The sequence below is a fragment of the Enterovibrio qingdaonensis genome (genome assembly GCF_028683135.1).
Lineage (GTDB): Bacteria > Pseudomonadota > Gammaproteobacteria > Enterobacterales > Vibrionaceae > Enterovibrio > Enterovibrio qingdaonensis.
The window spans coordinates 19904-40978 of the sequence record NZ_JAJUBB010000020.1; the positions used below are offsets into that span (position 1 = coordinate 19904).

At 49.2% G+C, this 21075-nt stretch carries 21 protein-coding genes; 11 read left to right on the forward strand and 10 right to left on the reverse strand.

Annotated features, from left to right (window positions below):
* Positions 1-98: 98 nt before the first annotated feature.
* The gene (hemB, locus tag LRP49_RS20345) at positions 99-1154 is read left to right on the forward strand and encodes a porphobilinogen synthase (protein ID WP_274144449.1); all 1056 of its coding nucleotides are present in this window, start codon (positions 99-101) and stop codon (positions 1152-1154) included.
* Positions 1155-1214: 60 nt separating this feature from the next.
* Here the strand turns inward: hemB and asnC are convergent, their stop codons facing one another.
* The gene (gene asnC, locus LRP49_RS20350; protein WP_274144450.1) at positions 1215-1676 is read right to left on the reverse strand and encodes a transcriptional regulator AsnC; all 462 of its coding nucleotides are present in this window, start codon (positions 1674-1676) and stop codon (positions 1215-1217) included.
* Positions 1677-1798: 122 nt separating this feature from the next.
* On the opposite strand from asnC, the gene LRP49_RS20355 reads away from it, so the two are divergent.
* The 3 genes from LRP49_RS20355 to LRP49_RS20365 all read left to right on the forward strand — a co-directional run bounded on the left by LRP49_RS20355 (position 1799) and on the right by LRP49_RS20365 (position 6029).
* Complete coding sequence (locus tag LRP49_RS20355; RefSeq protein WP_274144452.1) at positions 1799-4963, forward strand: ABC transporter substrate binding protein; 3165 nt, start codon at positions 1799-1801, stop codon at positions 4961-4963.
* 107 nt (positions 4964-5070) lie between these two features.
* A complete protein-coding gene (locus LRP49_RS20360; protein ID WP_274144454.1) occupies positions 5071-5841 on the forward strand; it encodes a class I SAM-dependent methyltransferase in 771 nt (256 codons plus the stop codon).
* A gap of 29 nt (positions 5842-5870) precedes the next feature.
* Positions 5871-6029 (forward strand): hypothetical protein, encoded by a 159-nt coding sequence (locus tag LRP49_RS20365; protein ID WP_274144456.1) that lies wholly within the window; start codon positions 5871-5873, stop codon positions 6027-6029.
* Positions 6030-6400: 371 nt separating this feature from the next.
* On the opposite strand, the gene LRP49_RS20370 is transcribed toward LRP49_RS20365, so the two are convergent.
* The 4 genes from LRP49_RS20370 to hemC are packed head-to-tail and all read right to left on the reverse strand — an operon-like array spanning position 6401 to position 10509.
* On the reverse strand, positions 6401-7588 hold the full coding sequence (locus tag LRP49_RS20370; RefSeq protein WP_274144458.1) for a heme biosynthesis protein HemY: 1188 nt from the start codon (positions 7586-7588) through the stop codon (positions 6401-6403).
* A complete protein-coding gene (locus LRP49_RS20375) occupies positions 7585-8820 on the reverse strand; it encodes a uroporphyrinogen-III C-methyltransferase (protein WP_274144460.1) in 1236 nt (411 codons plus the stop codon). The genes LRP49_RS20370 and LRP49_RS20375 overlap by 4 nt, the downstream gene beginning before the upstream one ends.
* Positions 8821-8824: 4 nt before the next feature.
* Positions 8825-9577 carry a uroporphyrinogen-III synthase gene (locus tag LRP49_RS20380; RefSeq protein ID WP_274144461.1) on the reverse strand — a complete coding sequence of 251 codons (753 nt, stop codon included), beginning with the start codon at positions 9575-9577 and terminating at the stop codon, positions 8825-8827.
* The gene (gene hemC, locus LRP49_RS20385; protein WP_274144463.1) at positions 9574-10509 is read right to left on the reverse strand and encodes a hydroxymethylbilane synthase; all 936 of its coding nucleotides are present in this window, start codon (positions 10507-10509) and stop codon (positions 9574-9576) included. The genes LRP49_RS20380 and hemC overlap by 4 nt, the downstream gene beginning before the upstream one ends.
* Before the next feature lie 387 nt (positions 10510-10896).
* Here hemC and LRP49_RS20390 point away from each other — a divergent pair, with 387 nt between their 5' ends.
* Entirely contained in the window at positions 10897-13452 is a 2556-nt protein-coding gene (locus LRP49_RS20390) for a class I adenylate cyclase (protein ID WP_476397345.1), read from the forward strand.
* A gap of 58 nt (positions 13453-13510) precedes the next feature.
* On the opposite strand, the gene cyaY is transcribed toward LRP49_RS20390, so the two are convergent.
* A complete protein-coding gene (cyaY, locus tag LRP49_RS20395) occupies positions 13511-13822 on the reverse strand; it encodes an iron donor protein CyaY (protein WP_274144466.1) in 312 nt (103 codons plus the stop codon).
* Positions 13823-13991: 169 nt separating this feature from the next.
* Between cyaY and lptM the strand changes: the two genes are divergently transcribed.
* Genes lptM through LRP49_RS20425 form a run of 6 tightly spaced genes read left to right on the forward strand, consistent with a single transcriptional unit; the run spans position 13992 to position 18594 of the window.
* Positions 13992-14159: an LPS translocon maturation chaperone LptM gene (gene lptM, locus LRP49_RS20400; protein ID WP_274144468.1), complete on the forward strand. Its 168-nt coding sequence runs from the start codon at positions 13992-13994 to the stop codon at positions 14157-14159.
* A gap of 24 nt (positions 14160-14183) precedes the next feature.
* Positions 14184-15437: a diaminopimelate decarboxylase gene (lysA, locus tag LRP49_RS20405; protein ID WP_274144470.1), complete on the forward strand. Its 1254-nt coding sequence runs from the start codon at positions 14184-14186 to the stop codon at positions 15435-15437.
* Positions 15438-15446: 9 nt separating this feature from the next.
* Positions 15447-16277, forward strand: coding sequence for a diaminopimelate epimerase (gene dapF / locus LRP49_RS20410; protein ID WP_274144472.1), 831 nt, complete (start codon positions 15447-15449; stop codon positions 16275-16277).
* A complete protein-coding gene (locus LRP49_RS20415) occupies positions 16274-16945 on the forward strand; it encodes a DUF484 family protein (RefSeq protein WP_274144474.1) in 672 nt (223 codons plus the stop codon). Before dapF ends, LRP49_RS20415 begins: the two co-directional genes overlap by 4 nt.
* A complete protein-coding gene (gene xerC, locus LRP49_RS20420) occupies positions 16945-17859 on the forward strand; it encodes a tyrosine recombinase XerC (protein ID WP_274144477.1) in 915 nt (304 codons plus the stop codon). The genes LRP49_RS20415 and xerC overlap by 1 nt, the downstream gene beginning before the upstream one ends.
* Positions 17860-17868: 9 nt before the next feature.
* Positions 17869-18594: an HAD-IA family hydrolase gene (locus LRP49_RS20425; RefSeq protein WP_274144479.1), complete on the forward strand. Its 726-nt coding sequence runs from the start codon at positions 17869-17871 to the stop codon at positions 18592-18594.
* Here the strand turns inward: LRP49_RS20425 and LRP49_RS20430 are convergent.
* The 4 genes from LRP49_RS20430 to LRP49_RS20445 are packed head-to-tail and all read right to left on the reverse strand — an operon-like array spanning position 18578 to position 20926.
* Positions 18578-19015: a DoxX family protein gene (locus tag LRP49_RS20430; protein WP_274144480.1), complete on the reverse strand. Its 438-nt coding sequence runs from the start codon at positions 19013-19015 to the stop codon at positions 18578-18580. The two genes, LRP49_RS20425 and LRP49_RS20430, sit on opposite strands and share 17 nt — an antisense overlap.
* 17 nt (positions 19016-19032) lie before the next feature.
* Entirely contained in the window at positions 19033-19788 is a 756-nt protein-coding gene (locus LRP49_RS20435) for an HvfC/BufC N-terminal domain-containing protein (protein ID WP_274144482.1), read from the reverse strand.
* Positions 19785-20642 carry an MNIO family bufferin maturase gene (bufB, locus tag LRP49_RS20440; protein ID WP_274144483.1) on the reverse strand — a complete coding sequence of 286 codons (858 nt, stop codon included), beginning with the start codon at positions 20640-20642 and terminating at the stop codon, positions 19785-19787. The genes LRP49_RS20435 and bufB overlap by 4 nt, the downstream gene beginning before the upstream one ends.
* A 23-nt stretch (positions 20643-20665) precedes the next feature.
* Positions 20666-20926, reverse strand: coding sequence for a BufA1 family periplasmic bufferin-type metallophore (locus LRP49_RS20445; protein WP_274144485.1), 261 nt, complete (start codon positions 20924-20926; stop codon positions 20666-20668).
* Positions 20927-21075 lie beyond the last annotated feature (149 nt).

The following is a 21075-nucleotide window of genomic DNA, read 5'->3' on the forward strand; positions in this document are numbered from 1 at the left end:
AACCTGAAGATGCCTTTCCTTAAGAGGAGTCGAACCCTGTATCTTCAGGTTGCTTGGGTATATGATGCTTTCTATGTACTTGGATTAAGGAGGATACCGTGACCGTATCTATTCAGGGTGCGTTTCCTGCCCGTCGTATGCGCCGTCTGCGCAAGCATGACTTCAGCCGTCGTCTGATGTCTGAAAACCAACTTTCAGCGAGCGATCTGATTTACCCTATGTTTGTTTTAATGGGTAAAAACCGCCGTGAAAGTATCGACTCCATGCCGGGTATCGAGCGTCTGTCTATCGACTTGATGTTGTATGAAGCAGAATATCTGGCAAAGCTGGGTGTGCCCGCTATCGCCCTTTTCCCTGTTGTGCCGCAAGAGTTTAAGTCTGCCACAGCGGATGAAGCGCATAACCCTGAGGGGTTGGTGCAGCGTGCTGTTCGTTTATTGAAAGAACATGTACCGCAAATGGGCGTGATCACCGATGTGGCTCTCGACCCGTACACGCTGTCTGGTCAAGACGGTCTGACTGACGAAGACGGTTATGTACTGAACGATGAAACCACACAAGTCCTTATTCAGCAGGCTCTGTCGCATGCTGAAGCGGGCGCGGATATTGTGGCACCGTCAGACATGATGGATGGCCGCATTGGGGCAATTCGTGAAGCACTGGAAAACGCGGGTTATATCCATACGCAGATCCTTGCTTACTCCGCAAAGTATGCGTCAGCATATTACGGCCCTTTCCGCGATGCAGTGGGTTCGTCGGCAAACCTGAAAGGTGGCGACAAAAAAACTTACCAAATGGATCCTGCTAACACAGATGAAGCCTTGCACGAAGTTGCTATGGACATCAATGAAGGTGCAGACATGGTCATGGTGAAGCCGGGTATGCCTTATCTGGATGTGGTTCGTCGCGTAAAAACTGAGCTGAAAGTACCGACCTTTGCCTATCAGGTATCTGGCGAGTATGCGATGCACAAAGCAGCAGCCTTGAACGGCTGGCTTGATGAGCGTAAGACAGTGATGGAATCGCTGCTGTGCTTTAAGCGTGCCGGTGCGGATGGTATTTTGACTTACTTTGCGAAAGACGTAGCGCGTTGGTTAGCGGAAGAGCAGCAGATGGAGTTGCCAGAACTGCCTAATCAAGAAAGCACTGAGTAGTCAGCCTTCTCATTGAAAAAGCCAGCATGCGCTGGCTTTTTTGCGTTTACGACCGCCCGATTACGGTGATACGTTGCGTTTTATCGGATTCTGCAATGAGATCAGGGTTTCGGTCGACTGCACTTCATCAATGGCCTGTAATTTATCAATCAGCACGTATTGCAACTCTTCAATAGAACGACACATCAGCTTGACGAAAATATTGTAGGCCCCCGTGGTGTAATACGCTTCGACCACCTCATCGAGTTGTTGCAGTTTCTCGATGGCCGAATGGTAGTCTCGAGCAGCGTATAGATTGATCCCGATAAAGCAGCACACGTCATAGCCCAGTGCTTTAGTGTTCACCAGGACTTCCGTTCCAGTAATAATACCTGCGGTTTTCATTTTTTCTACGCGGACGTGCACCGTCGCGGGGCTCACGGCAAAACGTTTTCCCATTTCGGCGTAAGGGACTTTCGCATCTGCCATTAGAGTGCGCAGAATTTGGCGATCCAAGTCATCTAACTTTGCAACTTCATTCATTTAAATTCACTAAACTCCATGTTAACCGCATTTTCCGTGCATGAAACTTGACCTAATTACGATTTAGCCAATACGGTGTAAGCTCTCTTCAATATAAAAAAGAACCCTAAAATTATAGTCTTATGCGCCAAGTCATTAAGTGGTTAGTCTTCATTTTTATAACACTGAAAAGCGGCGCAGTGATAGCGTCGAGTCAGGTTCTTGCTATTCACTCCTACCATCCTGATTTTTTTTGGACTAAATCCCTTGTTCAAGGAATAGAGTCTGGCACTCAAAGCTATGATATTACGGTTGAACACACTTACTTAGATACCAAGCGTGTGCAAACGAAAGGCTACTTGGAAGATCTCAAAAGTCTTTATAAAACACGTTTAACCAATCATCACTATGATGCCATTTTAACGACAGATAATGCGGCATTGTGGCTCGTCAGCCAATTGGCGGATGAGATAGGCGACACGCCCGTCATCTTTTCTGGTTTGAACACATCGACGTATAGCTTATTACACGCTGCACCTAATCTTACTGGGGTAAATGAGGCGATAGACATCTCAGACAATATCGCACTGATTAAAGAAGCGCAGCCGGATGTAGAACGGGTCTGGATCGTGTTGGATGACAGCTTTTCAAGTAAGCAGTATTGGGCATCAATTCAAGAGCAGCTGGCGACTGACAAGGATGAACACGTTGAAATAAAAAGGCTGCATAGCTTGTTATTTGATGAGTTGATTGACCAGGTTGCGGCGTTAGAAGCGGGTGATGTGGTGTTGTTCGTTTCTTATTTCAAAGATGCCAGTGGTGCTTTTATGGAACACGGCGACCTGCTAACCGCCCTCACCAGCAAGGCGGTTGTACCGATTTACGGTGCCAGTAGCTTTATGCTGCCATATGGCGTGGTAGGTGGGGTTATGGTTGATGGGCAGCATCACGGTAGCGTACAAGCAAGGCTCTTGAGAGAATCACTTTCCGCTTCCATGCCGCCGGTAGTTATGGATGCAAATCGCACCATGTTTGGTTTTGATGCTGCAAAAAAATGGGGCGTGAATTTGTCAGCACACCCGAATGCCGTGGTTACCGATAGGCCGCCATCATTTTGGGACGCGAACCGAACGGCGGTGAACAGCAGTTTAGCCGTATTGGCCGTCAGTGTGTTTATCATCGCCGTTTTGGGTAAGCATCTTAGCAAGCAAAAACTCAGTGAACGGGCATTAGCGCAAAGCCGCGCTTTGTTTAAAGGCGTGTTTGACCAAAGTCATCAGTACATTGCGCTGCTTGATTATCATGGTCGCGTGGTATCGGCCAATGGAGCGTTCCAACGATTGTTCCCCGATGCAATGGCAAAGTCTGCTCTGCCATTATGGCGGTGGTCTGATTGGCTGAGTGCCGATCGCCTTAAGCTCCATGTGGAATCTTTGATAGAGGGGCAGACCAGTCGTTTTGAAGCCTGCCTTTTGTCTGATCAGCAACGTGAAATAATCTTAGATGTGGCCATTAAGGCCTTGCCTGAGCATAGCCATGCGGATGCGCAGATCCTCTTTGAAGCGAGAGATATCAGTCAGCGAAAATTGGCCGAGCAAAAACTTCAGCGCAGCGAAGTGGAATACCGAATGCTCTACGAGCAGCAGCCCGTAATGTTGCTAACGATTGACCAGCAGTCGCGGATTCAGTCCGTAAATCAATGCGCATCTGAGCTGCTTGGTTTCTCAAAACGTCATATTCTGGGGCATAAGGTCACCGATTTTTATGCCGACAACAGTCCACCGCCAAGAAGCCTGCTTACGAGTAAGAAAAAAGACAGCACAGATATCTTGCGGCGGGAAATTCGTTATCGTACCAGTGATGGACAGGTACGCTGGATTCGCGAAAGTGTGCGATCCACGCAGGTCCAATCCCAGTTGCTGCTCGTGGGTGAAGACATCACCGAAAACCGCCGTATGGAACAGCAGCTTCGTTATCAGGCCCAGCATGACTTCTTAACAGGGCTCAGAAACCGCAATTATTTTGAAATGTGCTTAGCGGATGCGCTGCGTGAGACCAATGAGATGGGGCTGGTGCATGCCATGTTCTATATCGATTTGGACCAGTTCCGTGTCATTAACGATACCGTCGGCCACGAAGCAGGTGATGAAGCATTGAAGCAGACTGCACAAGTGCTTAAGAGTCTGTTGCCAGAAAGTGCAACACTCGCGCGTTTAGGGGGCGATGAGTTCGCGGTGATTTGTTACAACTGCAACGAACAGGCAGCGTTAAAGCAAGGCTATCAAATCCTTGAAGCACTCAGTGGGCTCGATTTTTATTGGAATAACGCGCGTCTGGCGTTGGGCTGCTCTGTCGGTGTACGTATGCTTGATCATACCGCGGGTTCGCCTCAACAAGTTCACGCTCAGGCAGATACCGCCTGTTACGCGGCAAAACACGATGGCAGAAGCCGTGTGCATTTCTATCGACCAGAAGATCAGGAGCTTCGACGTCACGAGAGAGAAATGGCGTTCGTGAACAAAATCCACCAAGCACTCGCAGAAGACCGCATTGAAGTTTATGCACAGCCAATCGTGAAAGTTTCACCGTTGGCTGAAGAGAAGCTGTACTTTGAGGTTTTGGTGAGAATGCGAGAGCCGTCTGGAGAGTACGTTGCGCCGGGGCAATTTATTTCGGCGGCAGAGCGATACAACATGGCGCATCTTATTGATAAGCGTGTGATTGAAAAAACGCTGGGTTGGTTTGCCTCAAACCCAAAATACATTGACGATATTGCCATGGTGTCAGTGAACTTATCTGGCCGTTCAATGAGTGATCAGGGTTTTATTCATTTCCTCATTAATGCGCTGCGCTCGAGTATTATCCCAAGCGATCGGGTCTGTCTAGAAATCACGGAAACCGCGGCTATTGGTAACCTTACCGATGCCATCGATCTGTTTACGCAATTGAAAAAACTGGGTTGTACCATTGCACTCGATGATTTTGGGTCAGGGCTTTCCTCGTTTGGTTACCTCAAGCGTTTGCCAGTCGACATCATCAAAATTGATGGTCAATTTGTGCGTGACATTGCCGAAGATGAAACGGACTTTGTCATGGTAAGAGCGATTCACGAACTTGCTACCCAAATGGGCAAGAAGACAGTGGCTGAGTTTGTGGAAAATGATGCCATTCTTCAGCGGTTAAAAACACTGGGCGTAGATTATGCTCAGGGTTATCACTTCAGTATGCCCAAACCCATGGACCAGCTTGTGATGGAAACGTCGATACGTTCTACGGAGGAACATACGCCAGCAGCAAGACATGTGTAACGCCATACTCGCCGTTTGAGCTTTTCGTGTCGCTGTTCTCGTCGAAATATGCCTCTTCATGATGTTTGGGGTTATACTCGGCGGGAATATCGTACTGGAGAACTCAGGTGCAGATTGCTTTAACCTGCGAAGCGCCCTCACGCGCAGCCACCCTTGCGGCCCTTGCTGACCGTTGGGGTCTCACCCATGATGAAAATGCAACCTTTGCGTTGGTATTAACCGATTCCCAATTGGAGCTACGTAAGCGAGATGAGCCAAAGCTCGGTGCGGTTTATGTCGATCTCATTGGCGGGGCGGTTGGCCATCGTCGTAAGTTTGGCGGCGGAAAAGGCCAATCCATTGCGAAAGCGGTAGGACTTAATAAAGGTGCGACACCGTCGGTGCTGGATGCAACCGCAGGCCTTGGCCGAGATGCGTTTGTTTTGGCGTCACTAGGCTGTCGGGTTCAGATGGTCGAGCGCAACCCTGTGGTAGCGGCTTTGTTGGATGATGGCTTGGAAAGAGCGAAGCTTGATCCGGAAATTGGCCACTGGGTCAGCGAGCGTATGTCTATGGTGCATGCGTCTAGCCATGATGCGCTGGCTAAGCTTGTCGACGACGGGGAAGTGGCTCGCCCTGATGTGGTGTATCTTGACCCAATGTATCCACACAAGAAAAAATCGGCATTGGTAAAAAAAGAAATGCGGGTTTTCCAATCTTTGGTTGGGGCCGATTTAGATGCGGACGGTTTGTTTGAACCTGCATATGCACTGGCCAGTAAGCGTGTTGTTGTCAAACGACCTGATTACGCAGAGTTTTTGGCAGGTAAGACACCGTCAGCTCAGATAGAAACCAAGAAGAATCGCTTTGACGTTTATGTCAAAGCAGCGATGCGTTAAGCCGTTTTAAAAACGCGAGGAGCTTTGGTGTGGCAAAGACCCTGTGTGAATGGAAAACCAAAGAGATTGAAAATGGCTTGGACGATTTACTAAAGCTCGTAAAAAAGTCGGAGTACGTTTGCCGAAAATGCGCTCGTGTCGCGAATACCAAGAAAGTGCTGTGTAAGCCCATTCCTTTAAAAGACTAATTTCCTACCATAGATTCCGGCTCTAAAACAAAAACGCCTCCGATAAGGAGGCGTCAGGGTTAGGGTTGGATTACTCCATACCTTTAACCAGCAGAACTGTCAGTAGACCGGTAACTACCGATACCAACAGACCTGACACGATGATCCAAGGTAACATATCCATGATAGAGCGGGCTCACTTATAAAGGGTGTTAGAAATTATTTTTTGTTACGTCCCTATTTGATAACAGCTACTTTGTCTTAACAACCGCCTGTAAATAGCAGTTAATCATTATTAACAGGTTGAAACATATTGCTTTGTATCTGGGCGCCTTGTCTGTGAATACGCACAAAAAAACGCCCCGAAAGGCGTTTTTTGATCCTGAAATGTTTCAGTCTTTGTGAGGCAGTGCAAGCTTCAACGCTTCGCGAGAAAGGCTGTTTGCTGTGCCTGAATCGTTAAGTTTTTCCAACGTATCGACAAGCCATGCGTAGTCGGTGACATCCGCTCTGACATCCAGTGCTTTTTCGAAGTGTTGGCGAGCTTCATCCCATTTGCCTTCACGAAAATACAGCTGACCTAACGCACTGTGCGTGATGGGATTGTTTTCGTTATATCTCAGCAGATCCTGAAGTTTAAGAATGGCAGGATGGTAATCCGGCAGATTAAGCTCAGGCAGTAAGCCGATCAGTTTTTCATCCGGGTTCTTCTTCAGATTTTCACGCAAAATGACATAAGCCTCTGAATCTGCCTGACGCGTGATCAGTTGCTTGACCAAGCAGGCGATCAAGGGCGTTTGCTGGCGCGCTGCACGGGACAGCCCATTCCAGTGTGCCAGCAGACCATCGCTACCTTTTTGAGAGGCGATGTGCGCCATTACGCCGCATTCTGCTTTTTGCTCTAACTTGTTGGCATCCGCATCGCTGATCGCTTTTGCGCGTTTCAGTGACGGCAGCAGGCGAATCAGTGCTTGCCAGTCCTGAAGCTGGAGATAAGTGTCTTTCAACAAAACAAGCAGCACAGTATTGCGAGGATTTGCATCAACCAACCCCTGAAGGCTAGCCAGTGCTTCCTCGTATTGACCTTGTCGATATTGAAGTTTTGCACGGGTCAGTGCCGTTGCAAGGCTGTCAGAACCCACATCGTTTGCTTGTTGCAGATATTTATCGCGGTTATCGACATCCCCACGGCTTTGCGCAGCTTCCGCGGCGGCCAAATAGTTCAGCAGGGGAGCATCGCTGTTAGACGCACCTTTGACGACCAATTTCTCCGCTTGCTTCCAATCACCTTCCAGTAATTTCAACATGCCGTTATTGGTCAATTCGCGTGCTTTTTTGTTCTTTCTGCCACTAAACCAGCCACGGGTTGAACTTGATAGGGAAAACAGCTTACGAATGATGGCTTCCAATAAGAAAAACGCACCAAACGCGAACACGACCAAAATGATCAGTGTTGTCAGGCTCATCTCAATGGTTTGGTTGGCGGCTGAGATCAGCACGTAACCTTGATTTCCAGCCAATTCAGGGCCGACAACGATACCTGCTATCAGAGCGATGACCAGCAGAAGAATTTTGATCATTGGCTCGCCTCCTCTGTTGGTAGCGGTGCTAGGTCACGGCGTAATCTCTCAGCCAGCATGTCGCTGACCAGTTGCTGACTGTTTAGCGCATCGGGGTAGCTAACATCAATGGTTTGCTTGCTGAGATAGTTCAAGGTGCTGACAAAGCTCTCGGTGATTTTCGCGTCTTGATTATAAAAACGCTCAGCCCACTCTGTCGCCGTTTTCAAAGACTCCGCGTACAGGCGACCATTGCCGCGGTATACCGCTGTCATTGCTTGATCCAGCTTGGCTTTCAGGTTTTCTTGCAAATAGAAGGTTTGTGCCGGCGTCAGTAATGGGATCACGTTGCCATCGCGTTTACGATAGGTAATGAATTGGCCGACAAAGTCATTCAAGGAAGCTTTGAGGTTTTGCTGCCAGTCATCCACATTGCTAGAGACAGTTTCAGGTGTCAGTTCTTGCGCTTCCGGCATGATGGCATTGGCCAGAGGAAGTTTATCGACTTCTTGTTGCAGACTGGTCAGGCGCAGAACAATGCCATCGACATCAATACGCTTAATCGCTTTCAGTTGTTGAATATCTTTCGCCATTGCTTGGCGAATCGGGGTCAGCGACGGGTCATTCAGCTCTGCAATACGTTGGTCAGCAGTTTCCATCAAGGTCGTTGCCGTGAGCACGTCATGCTCTAGCCACAATTGGCGACCCGCCTGATTCACCAAATACTCTGCTTCTGCGAGTAGCCAGTCGTTCGGGCGACGGCCTTTCATGTCGGCCAATGCCTTTTGAAGACTGTTGATGGTTTTGTCTTGCTGCGCAATGAGGACTTGGGTGTCTTGTGTGGCTTTTTGAACTGCAGCTTGTGTTTTCTCTTCACTGTTTGTCAGAGCTTGCTTCAATTCGGTAACTTGATTGTTCATGGCGGCAAGCTGTGCGTTCGTTTGTTGTGCTTGCTGGTGGCCGTGATAGTAGAGACCGGCACCGAGAGCGATGACCAACACAATTGCGACGGTCGCTAATTTGTTCCCGCCTTTTTTATTATCAGCAGGTTTAGCGTCCGTTGTTGGTGCTTGTTCGGTTTTCGCGGCTGACGCTGCGTTGTTTGTAGAAGCGGCTTTGTCAGTCGACGCATTAGACGTGTTCGCAGGGGAATTGCTGGCTTTTTTTGCAGAAGCTGGCGTTTCCTTGCCGGTAGAGGATGCTGGCACTGAAGCGTTTTTGTCTGTGCCCGAAGTCTTATTGTTGTCTGTCATCCGATTATCCCGAGTTGTTCATCTCGCATAACGCGTTAAACAGCACTGCATTTGAAGGGCTGCTTACGCAACTAATAGCGTTGAAACCAAGCTCAATTGCTTGATTGTAAATCCGTTTGCTAGGCACCAGTATATGGCATTCTCGCAACCAATGCTGGTCACGGGTTGAGAATGATTGATACATCAAGGCAAGCTGCTCTCCGCTGGTGAATACGACAGTGTTAACATTCGCCTTGTGCCATTGCTCGATTTGGGATGATAAGCACTTGTCATCCCAGTGTCGTTGATAGGCCTCAAAATAGCGCACTTGCGCACCGTTTTTTGCCAAGGAATTCCCAAGAAGCGCCCGCCCGCCATTTCCCCTCAGAATGACGACATTCAGCCCGTTTACGTTGCTAAATAATGGCAGCTCCAACATGCCTTCGCTGTCTTCTGTGCGGGGCTGTATTGCTTCTATATTCGCGCGGGACTTCCAGACAGATGCGGTTTTTGCACCAACAGCGACATAATGCAGATCGCTTCGCCATTGCTGGTTGTTCGCCATCAATGTGTCAGCGGCATATTCGATAGATCTGGGGCTTACCGCAATGACTACGCTGCCTGAGGGTAAGTCACATAAGGTTTGGCTGAGTTTGGGAAGGTCATCACCAGGAGTAAAGGACAGTAAAGGCGCGGGAAGCGCCTTTACTCCTGAGAGGTTTAGCTGTTCAACCAATGCTTCACACGCAGGTGAAGGGCGAACGACTAGGACGGTCATATTTCGTCCTGATACAGGGTTTCCAGAATAACGCGTGCGCCGTCATCCAGCAGTTGTTCTGCCAGACCTGTCCCTAATTCTTCCGCTTTCTCCAGTGGACCAGTTACTTCGCCGCTAATGATTTTGCTGCCATCTGGCTCACCGACAAGGGCGCGCAAGTGTATTTGGTCACCATGAATTTCTGAGTAGCTACCAATAGGTACCTGACAGCCGCCCATCAGGCGATTGTTCATGGCACGTTCACACAGTACTCGATAGGTCGTATTTGCGTCAGACAGTGGCTCAAGAAGTGCGCGAACACGGGTGTCGTCCAATCGACACTCGATGCCGACGGCACCCTGGCCCACGGCAGGCAAAATTTCTTCTGGTTCGATTTCATTGCGGATACGGTCGTGAAGGCCAAGACGCTTCAAGCCTGCAGCAGCAAGAATGATCGCGTCGTATTCACCGTTATCGAGTTTACCAAGGCGGGTTCCGACGTTGCCGCGTAAATCTTTAACCACCAAATCTGGACGCATCGCGCGAACCTGACATTGACGACGCAAACTTGACGTGCCGACAACGGCACCGTGTGGCAAAGCACTGAGACTTTCATGGTGGTTTGACACGAAAGCATCTCGTGGGTCTTCACGTTCACAAATGGTAACCAGTCCCAAGCCTTCAGGGAATTCTACTGGTACGTCTTTCATTGAGTGCACGGCGATATCAGCGCGACCGTCCAACATGGCTTGCTCCAGCTCTTTGACGAACAAGCCCTTACCGCCAACTTTTGCCAGCGGTGTATCCAAAATAATGTCGCCTTTGGTGACCATTGGTACCAATTCTACAACCAGTCCTGGATGCGTCGTTTCAAGGGCATGTTTTACATATTCTGCCTGCCACAATGCCAGTGGGCTTTGGCGTGTCGCGATGCGAACGGGTGTTGAATTCATAGTAGCGTCCATTTAATTTGCTTACGCAAATCTTATCACCGCTTGTTATTGCTTGATAATAGAAGCTAATAACTTGCTTAAATCGTGCGAAGTTAAACGACTTAGTCTAAGCTAGTGTGATGGAGATCAAATATTTTGGGTCTTGTCAGGGGACATAACCCTGCTTGGTTCACTGTTTATTGAATCAAATTTGAGATAAAGCGTTGTGTCCCTCACAGTTTTGGTCATATAGTGAGCGATGTGAAGCGATAATATAGAGACCTTGGTCGCTTTACGCTCCGCAGAAAAACTGTTAGATTGATCACGTTTTTATCCATGGGCTCTTTGGTTGTATTAAAACCGGACCCGTTACGTTGACTAGGATGTCGGCAACTTTGGATGTTTATCTTGCAAAACTATGTTGATCAGCAATTAGAGCGTCTTAATGACTTCAATCGTGTGAGATTGGAGCGCGCCAGAAGCGCTATGCACTCTCAGGCAGTTAATATTTTTAACGTATTGCCTGTATTGCTGCACTTTAATCATCCTGCTATTCCTGGTTACCTTGAACGTAGTGTCGTTCATGGCATTTCTGATTTTTCCCTCTGTGATATCCAACAAGACTTCGTTAACGACTGTGCGCTAGCACTAAACTCAGCGGTACCCGAGAAACCTGTTTCTCAAGCTTTTCCTATTAAGGGACTGTTCTCTATGGGCAGTACAGCGTCTATGGGGCAAAGCCTGACCAGTGATCTTGATATCTGGGTGTGTGTGCAGCAGTGGGTAAGCGAAGAAGAACGTAGCATGTTGGATGCGAAGTGTTCACTGATCTCAGATTGGGCGATGACACAGGGCGTGGAAGTGAACTTCTTCGTTATGTGTGAGCAACGCTTCCGTCAGAACTTGGCGCAAGAGATGACTTCTGACAACTGCGGCTCAACCCAACACTACCTGCTGTTGGATGAGTTCTACCGATCTGCCGTGCACTTGGCGGGTCAGCAATTGCTTTGGTATCTCGTTCCTCCTGAAATGGAAGGGTGTTACGAAGAATACGTTGGCGAGATGATCGCTAGCGGTGCAATCAACCGCGATGACTATGTGGATTTCGGTGGTCTGCCGTCTATCCCTGCGGAAGAGTATTTTGGCTCTAGCTTGTGGCAGCTTTATAAGAGTATCGACTCCCCTTATAAGTCGGTGTTGAAAGCCATTTTGTTGGAGGCGTATTCTTGGGAATACCCTGGCACACAACTTTTAAGTGTGGACGGTAAACGCCGTTTTTACTCTGGCATGTTGGATGTGTACCAATCTGACGCATATTACCTGATGCTGGAAAAGGTGACGCGATACCTAGAGCGTATCGATGACCATCGTCGTCTGGATCTGGTACGTCGCTGTTTCTACCTCAAAACTCACGAAAAACTGACACGTGAACCGGGACCGGGCTCAGTGCCATGGCGTCGTGAAGTACTGTGTGTTTTGACCCGTGAATGGGGCTGGACGCAAGATGATATTGCGCGTCTGGATAACCGTCGGAACTGGAAGGTAGAAGAGGTTAAAGAAGCGCATAATGAGCTGTTAGAAGCCCTTATGTTGAGCTATCGCAACCTGATCCGTTTTGCGCGTCGCAATGACATTACGTCGGCGATTAGCCCTGAAGACATCAGTATTTTGGCGCGTAAGCTTTATGCTGCTTTTGAGGTTTTACCAGGCAAAGTTACGTTGCTTAACCCTCAATTATCGCCAGATCTGCACGAGCCAAACCTGAGTTTTATTCAGGTCCCAGAGGGACGTAGTAATCCGCCGGGTTGGTATCTCTATAAACAGTCTTTAAAACCTGTCGACATTATTGGCCGTGCGCCGCTTGAACATAACCGTTATCTCTCTAAGCTCGTGGCATGGGCGTATTTCAACGGCATGCTGACAGAATCAACCTGTCTCAATTCGGTGGTGAAGGCGAGTAACGTAGATATCGACAAGCTGTATCAGTTGGTCAGTGATATGCGTAATACCTTCTCGGTACGTCGCCCTCAACCGTCGCTGCAAGCATTGTCGAGTCCATGTGAAATTCGTAAGTTGGCACTGTTCATTAACCTTGAACAAGATCCCACGAATGAGCTGAAGCAGCCTGCAGTGCGTTTTGATTTCAAAAACACCGACATTTTCAGCTATGGCCCTGAACAGCAGTGTTTGGTTGGCAGTGTAGATTTAGTCTATCGCAACAGCTGGAACGAAGTGCGCACCCTGAACTTCAAGGGTGAGAACGCAATGCTGGATGTATTGAAAACCCTATTGGGTAAGATGCACCAAGATGCGATCCCGCCTGAGTCAGTGGATGTATTCTGCTACGCCGGCAAGATGCGTGGCCTAATTCGAAATCTGGTTTATCAGTTGGTTGCAGAGTGTATTGATATGCGTCTGAAGCCGATTGATCAAGAGAAGCGTCGTCGCTTCAAAGCGATTCGAGTAGCAGATCAAACCTTTGGTTTGTTCTTCGAACGCCGCGGTGTCTCCGTTCAGAAACTGGAAAACTCAGTCGATTTCTATCGCTCTATTTCTACCAATAAGATCAATGGCTCGCCGATTGTCGTGTTGGATAAAGACGGTGAAGTCCATCCACCAGAAGTGGTTGATGCATATGCCAGTGAAGGTCTCATTCAGTTCTTCTTCGAAGACTGTGAGCAGGGCTTTAATATTTATGTGCTGGATGAGAACAACCGCGTGGAAGTGTATCGCCAGTGCAGCGGTGATAAAGAAGAGATGGTACAGGGCGTCAACCGTTTCTATACCGCGCCGCAAGATAAAACCAGCTTTAGCGGACAGGCTGTGAACTTCAACTTACCGCAGTTTTATGACATCGTTTATCAAGCTGACGGTCGTGCACAAGTCATTCCATACAAGAGCGACCGCCAGTGGCAACGTACCACAGAAACGCGTACGGATGCCGCCCAGATTGCATCGCGCTAATCTCTCTCGATATTCGCTGACAAGGAAGGTCACTTGTCAGCGATAAAGATGCCTGAACTTACCAGTCGACAGCTTCGCCAGCGTGTTTACTGCACTCTTCTTTTACCATCGCCATAAATTCCGTGCCGGTCTTGCTGCACAGCCATTTGCCGTCAGTGTAAGCAAAATGGAAGCCGCCTGATTTTGACGCTAGCCAGATCTCAGACATAGGCTCCTGACGGTTAATAATGATTTGGCTGCGATTTTCGAATTCCAGTGTGAGTACATTACCATTGGTTTCGTAATCGATATCTGCACCGCTTTCATCAATGCCTTCTTCGATGGCCATCCACTCTGCATCCACCAGTTCATGGTATTGGCTTGTGTTCATTACATTCCGTCCTATTGCTTTTCAGTGTGTTGATGCGATTATATACCCAAGCTACCTGAATTCGAGCATATTCAGGTCACGGGGTACGCCCCAAAACACGCTTTATAAATTACCTTGGGATAAAGGGCAGTTATAAAACGTATTCACTCTTGAATAACAGGCACTGAAGATGCGAACGACCCTAAAACTTGCTGTGTTGTCAGCCACTGTATTGCTGTCAGCTTGTGGCCAACAAGGCCCACTTTATTTTCCGGAAGACGCGCCTGCGCAAAATACTGCGCCTGCGCAAACGGAAACGGCGCACGACACGCAAGCGCAGGATCCCGCTCAGCAGTAGAGAAAAGGACAGGGAAGGACAACGTTGGACTATTTTAACTATCAGAATGACGGACAATTGTGGGCAGAGGACCTACCGCTGGCACAATTGGCAGACACTTATGGCACGCCACTTTATGTGTATTCTCGTGCCACGTTAGAGCGCCATTGGCATGCTTTCGATAAGGCTGTTGGCGACCATCCGCATCTGATTTGCTACGCCGTGAAGGCAAACAGCAACTTGGGCGTATTAAACGTGCTGGCGCGTCTGGGCTCGGGCTTTGACATCGTGTCTCAAGGTGAATTGGAGCGTGTGTTGGCCGCAGGCGGTGATCCCGCGAAAGTGGTGTTTTCTGGCGTTGGCAAAACTGCGCCTGAAATGGCGCGTGCTTTGGAGCTCGACATTAAATGTTTCAATGTCGAATCTGAAGCAGAACTAGATCGGTTGAATCAAGTGGCTGGTGAACTGGGTAAAGTGGCCCCTGTCAGTCTGCGCATCAACCCGGATGTGGATGCGAAAACGCACCCGTACATTTCGACGGGCTTGAAAGAAAACAAATTTGGTATTGCCTTTGATCGTGCGCGTGATGTTTATCGCTATGCCGACAGTTTGCCTCACCTACATGTTCAAGGCATCGACTGCCACATCGGCTCTCAGCTGACAGATATCACACCGTTTATTGAATCAACTGACCGTCTGTTGGCATTGATTGATGCGCTGCGTGAAGATGGTATCGATATTACTCACCTTGATGTGGGTGGTGGTCTCGGCGTGACCTACCACGAAGAGAAACCGCCCCAGCCATCTGAATATGCGAAAGCCTTGCTTGATCGCTTAGAAAACCATGCCGACATTGAACTGGTGTTTGAACCAGGTCGCGCGATTGCTGCGAATGCGGGTGTGTTGCTGACCACGGTTGAATACCTCAAGCACAATGAAGAGAAAAACTTCGCGATCATTGATGCCGCCATGAATGATTTGTTGCGTCCTTCTCTTTATCAAGCGTGGCAGGAAATCGTGCCTGTGAAACCGCGAGAAGGTGAAGCGAAAACCTATGATTTGGTCGGCCCTGTTTGTGAAACGGGTGACTATCTGGGTAAAGACCGCGCCTTAGTACTAGAAGCGGGTGATGTCTTAGCGGTTCGCTCGTCAGGCGCATACGGCTTTGTGATGTCGTCAAACTACAATACACGTTGCCGTGCAGCAGAAGTGATGGTGGATGGTGGCGAGGCGCACATTGTACGTCAGCGCGAGCCACTGGCTTCGCTGTGGCAGTTAGAGCAGGTTTTGCCTGAATAAAGGATCCGGATGCAGATACAGTTTTCCAAAATGCATGGGCTAGGCAATGATTTTATGGTCGTTGACTGCGTGACCCAGAATGCGTATTTCTCTCCGGAAATGATCCGCCGTTTGGCGGATCGAAACACCGGTGTAGGGTTTGACCAGCTATTGGTGGTTGAGCCTCCGTACGATCCAGAAAGTGATTTTCACTACCGTATTTTTAACGCTGACAGCAGCGAAGTGGAACAGTGCGGCAATGGCGCGCGCTGCTTTGCACGTTTTGTGCGTATGAAAGGGTTGACCAACAAGCATTCGATTCAGGTCAGCACCAAAGCGGGCAAAATGGTATTGAAAGTGGAAAGCGAAGACTCGGTGACGGTGAATATGGGCGAACCGATCTGGGCCCCATCTAAGATCCCTTTCCGCGCAAACACTGAAGAAAAAACCTATATTTTACGTGTGGATGACCGCACCCTGTTTGTCGGGGCTGTGAGTATGGGCAACCCGCACTGTGTGACGGTGGTAGACAACGTCGACACAGCTGACGTGGAAACGTTAGGCCCATTGGTCGAATCCCACGAGCGGTTCCCTGAGCGCGTGAATGCAGGTTTTATGCAGGTTGTTTCCCGCAATGAAATTCGTCTTCGTGTGTATGAGCGCGGCGCAGGAGAAACGCAAGCGTGTGGCAGTGGCGCATGTGCTGCTGTTGCGATAGGCATCGCGCAGGGGCTACTTGATGAGTCAGTCAAAGTGCACTTGCCCGGTGGAACGCTTCACATTCGATGGCGAGGACAAGGCCACCCGCTTTATATGTCGGGTCCTGCTTCCCATGTTTACGATGGACAAATTACAGTATGACGGAGCTTTCTAAGCTCGATAGACCGCTGGTTCAGGCACTGTCTGATGATGCAGTGGTGAGTTACCTTAAAGACAATCCAGATTTTTTTATTCGCCGACCTGAGATGGCGGAGCAATTGCGCATTCCACATACGGAGCGAGGTGCGATTTCGCTGGTGGAAATTCAACTGGGGCGACTGCGTGAGCGTGTCGCCAATCTGGAAGAAGACATTACGCAATTGATGAGTATTGCCGCGGGTAATGAAAGGTTGTTTCGCGCCTTTGCTGAGGCGCACCGCGCGCTGTTTGCAGCCAATCGCGAAGAAGACATTCATAAAGCTCTGAGAGAGCTGGCAGCATCGCTTAATCTTAATGTCAGCTTGAGGTTATACGAGACTGGCCATCATGCGCTGAACCGTAAAAGCGTGGATGCTGTCAAAGCGGCACATTTTTGCGGCCAGCGTATCTACCTTGGCCGTCTTCGCAAAACTGATGGTGAGCATTTTATCAGTCAGGCACCCGAGTTAGGCTCTTATGCATTGGTACCTGTCAGTCAGCAAAAAGACTTGGGCTTTCTTTCGTTTGCCAGCCGAGATGGCGGACATTTTCAACCGAGTATGGATACCCTCTTTGTTGAGCAAATCGCTGAGCACATCGGCATTTTGCTGACCAAATGGCAGGCCGAGTAATGAGCCTGCCTTCCGCCATGGAAAAGCCGCTTTCTCGTTTTTTTGATTACATGATCCGCGAAAGAGGCCTCAGCCGACACACAGAGCTAAATTATCGTCATCAGCTCACGGCCAGTGCAGATTACCTTCTCAAACTGGGCGTCACCAAATGGCAGGATGTTGATGCTGCCTGGGTACGTCAAATCGCCGCACAAGCGAAACGCGACAAACTAAAGCCAGGCAGCATTGCGCTTCGCCTCTCCGCGCTTCGTAGTTTTTTCGATTTTATGGTCGCCGACGGTGCCATGGGGGCTAACCCTGCAAAAGGGGTTGCGGCGCCCAAGCAAGGCCGCACATTACCCAAGAACCTTGATGTCGATGAAATCAATCAACTGCTGTCAGTGGATGCCGATGACCCGCTAGCGGTGCGTGATCGGGCCATGATGGAACTCATGTACGGCGCAGGGTTGCGTTTGTCAGAGCTTATCGGCTTGAACATGCGAGACGTGGCACTTCGAAAAGGCGATCTACGTGTCATTGGTAAGGGGGATAAAGAACGAATTGTCCCGTTTACCGGTATGGCAAAAGAGTGGCTGATGAATTGGCTGAAAGTGCGAAACCAGCTCCTGAAAGGGCCAGAAGACGCACTGTTTATTTCCAAATTAGGCAGTCGAATCTCCCCAAGAAGCGTACAAAAGCGTATGGCAGAATGGGGACAAAAGCAGGCCGTAAACAGCCATATTAATCCGCACAAATTGCGTCACAGTTTTGCTACGCACATGCTGGAATCATCAGGTGATTTACGTGCAGTACAAGAGTTGTTGGGGCATGCGGATTTGTCGACCACGCAGGTCTATACCCACCTCGACTTCCAACATTTAGCCAAAGTCTATGATGCTGCGCACCCTCGAGCGCGCAAGCGAAAATCGGACTAAGAGGCACATATGAAGTTTTACCGCCGTTGGCAGCCTGTTCAGGCAATGACATTTGATTTGGATGACACCTTGTATGACAACCGCTCGGTGATCATACGGGCCGAGCAGTTGTTGCTGGACTGGCTGGGTGAGCACTGTCCTGACATGTCGGTTTTTGACTGGGCAGCATGGCAGGTGATGCGAAAGGAAGTGATAGAGCGAGACGCGCGCCTGGTGGGCTTTGTGACCGAGATCCGCCGCGCACAAATCACACTGGCGGCAAGTCGTTGCGGAATGGAAAGCATCAAGGCCAAACAGTTTGCCGATGAAGCAGTGGCTTTTTTCCTGCATGAGCGCAGTAACTTTACGGTGCCCCAAGAGGCATTCGATGCTTTGGCGGTATTAGCGAATGACTATCCGCTTATTGCGATCACCAACGGCAATGTCGACAGCGAAAGGCTGGGTTTGTCTTCGTATTTCCAGTGCGTTTTGGCGGCGGGGCCTGATGGGGCTGCAAAACCTGCTGGTGCGCTGTTTACCAAAGCAAAGCAAGCTTTGGGGCTGTCTGCGGACAAGATTTTGCATGTTGGCGATCACTTAAAATCGGACGTTCGCGGTGCCAAACTTGCAGGCTATAAGGCGTGTTGGTTTAACGGCACAAAAAAGCCGCTGACAGCGCAGCGGCATGCTTCCATTTTGCCTGATGTAGAAATCTCTCACATCGGGGAGCTTCTTTCGCTTACCCGCGATTCTTGAGCCAGTTATCCACCGCCAGCAAGCCGGGCCCCATGATGACAGTTACCAGCAGCATAACGCCCCACATTTGATGGTCGAAAAAGCCTTTATCCCAAAGTGCAGGGTAGGACACCACTGCGATGATGTTGAAAAAGAACAGGACAAATGCCGCAGGACGAGTGAGCAAACCCAATGCCAAGAAAACAGGCACGATCAGCTCGGTTGCTGTTCCTAAATAGGCCGCCATCTCCCAAGGTATGACGGGAACTTGATACTCGTATTCAAACAGAAACAAGGTGCTATCCCAGCTCGCAATTTTTGTCTGACCCGCGTTAAAAAACACCCAAGCAACCCAAAGGCGACTTACCAGCAGCAAGATAGGCGTAAGAGGCTTCAGTGCCGCTTCAAAGAGTTCATCCAGTTTGTTAATCACAGCAATCATATGCCTCATCCTTTTTCTTATTGATGGTGAACGAGCGTAAAATCGGTAAAAACACCTCGTTGCATGACTGCAGCCAGATGTGAAAGCAGAGGGGGATCTATTAACCCCATCTCATAGTCCCGGCATGCCTCGATAAGTTTGGCTTCGCCTTGCTCGATTGGGTGTATTTCAATGCCTTCCTCAGTTTTTTGCAGCAATATGCCTTCGCATTGCGTCATATCGATGGCTGCGAGTGCATCATCGTCGCGATGAGATATCGCCTGCCAAATAGCACTGACGGGGTAAGCACTTGTCATTACCGACACCGAAGCAGAGACAGACAACCGAACATGCTCAAATTGGTCCGGACGAAGCTGTTGCAGGGCGAGCAACGGGAACACACTTACCGTCAAAGGTGCATGATTGACCTGTTGGAGTCGCCACTCCAAAGTCGCAACGTCTGCCAGATAAGGCACAGCATCTATGATGTTCGGAATTGCAGAGATGGTGCGGTCAAACCCTTCGCCATATTGGTCAGCACAAGCTGATGTCATCGGGGTTGCGAGCACATGGTGCCTTGCCAGTGCCTCGAAACATTCGCAGCCCACCAAAGCATGTACCGTTGGATAAGCGGTTTCGAGGCATTCGCTTAGCGTCATGACAAAGTTATTTCGGTAAACCTGTATTAACGCGTCTACATCCGCCAATCCTTCAGCGACAGGGAGTGAGTAGCCTTGGTAATGAAGTGCTTCACTAAATTGACGCTGCAACTTGGCAAGATCGGGTGCACTCATATCGCAACCCCCTTCAGTGAAGGTTGAGTCACGGTCTTCAATATTTTGTCAGCCTTAGCCGCTTCGGCGAGTAAGACGTCGGGAGTCGGAATATCCCTGTCCCATTCGATCAAGGTATGACGCGGGCCATTTTCTGTAATCCACTTTTCGTATAAGGCCCAAACAGGGTCGGAAACGGGTTGGCTGTGCGTATCAATCCAGATTTCGCCTTCTGGCAACGGGTTAACAACAAAGCCGGCTAAATGAATTTCCTGAACCCACTCTGGATTGATGGCTGCCAGGTATTCGTCGGTGTTGAAGCCATGATTGAACGCACTGACATGCACATTGTTTAAGTCCAACAGCAGTCCACATCCAGTGCGGCGGGCAACGTCTGCCAAAAAATCCCACTCGGTAATTGTTGAGTGTTCAAAGCGTAAGTAGCTGGAGGGGTTTTCGATCAATATCTGACGGCTAAGGTAGTCTTGGGTGATGTCGACATTTCGACAAAATACATCCAAGGCTTCTTCGGTATAGGGTAGGGGCAATAAATCATTGAAGTAGTTGCCATCAACAGAACTCCAACTGAGGTGTTCGGACACAAACAGTGGATTGACTGCATCCACGAGGTGCTTGAGTTTTGCAAGATGGGGGACGCTGATTGGATCAATCGAACCTAATGACAACCCCACGCCGTGACAACTGATGGCGTAACGGCGCTGCAAGGTGTGCAACGCCTGAAACGCCTCAGAGTCAGGCTGAAAAAAGTTCTCACTATGAACTTCTAACCATCCGATATCCGGGGAATGATTCATGAAGTGGTCGTGATGAGGGTGACGAAGACCAACACCAACCCAAGGAGAAACTCTTTCCATACCGATTCCTCTCGCCTACAAACTTAAGATGAAGACGATGAACCACCAACGAGGCGATCACACATGCCTTTAGGAACAACAACGAATGCGTCTTTTTGACCATCTTTTGTAGATGTACCCGCACATGAGCTGGTCGACGTAGCACAGTCGTTTTTACCTGCTTTTACGACGCCGTAGCACTTTTCTTTTTCTGCCGCTTGAGCAGGGGTTGCAGTTAGCGTGGTTGCACCTACAGCGAGCAGACTCGTAACGGCAGCAGCGACAGCAAGATTTGTCTTTTTCATGTTCAATCCTCTCTCTTCGGACGGATGTCCTTAAGATTTTCAATTGGTTGTAATACGGCGCAGTCTTCATTAACGCGCTCCCCTAAAAGGATAGGACGCACGACTAAAAACTTTCGCCTTTAGGGTTATTTTTTAGTCAATAAAAAGTC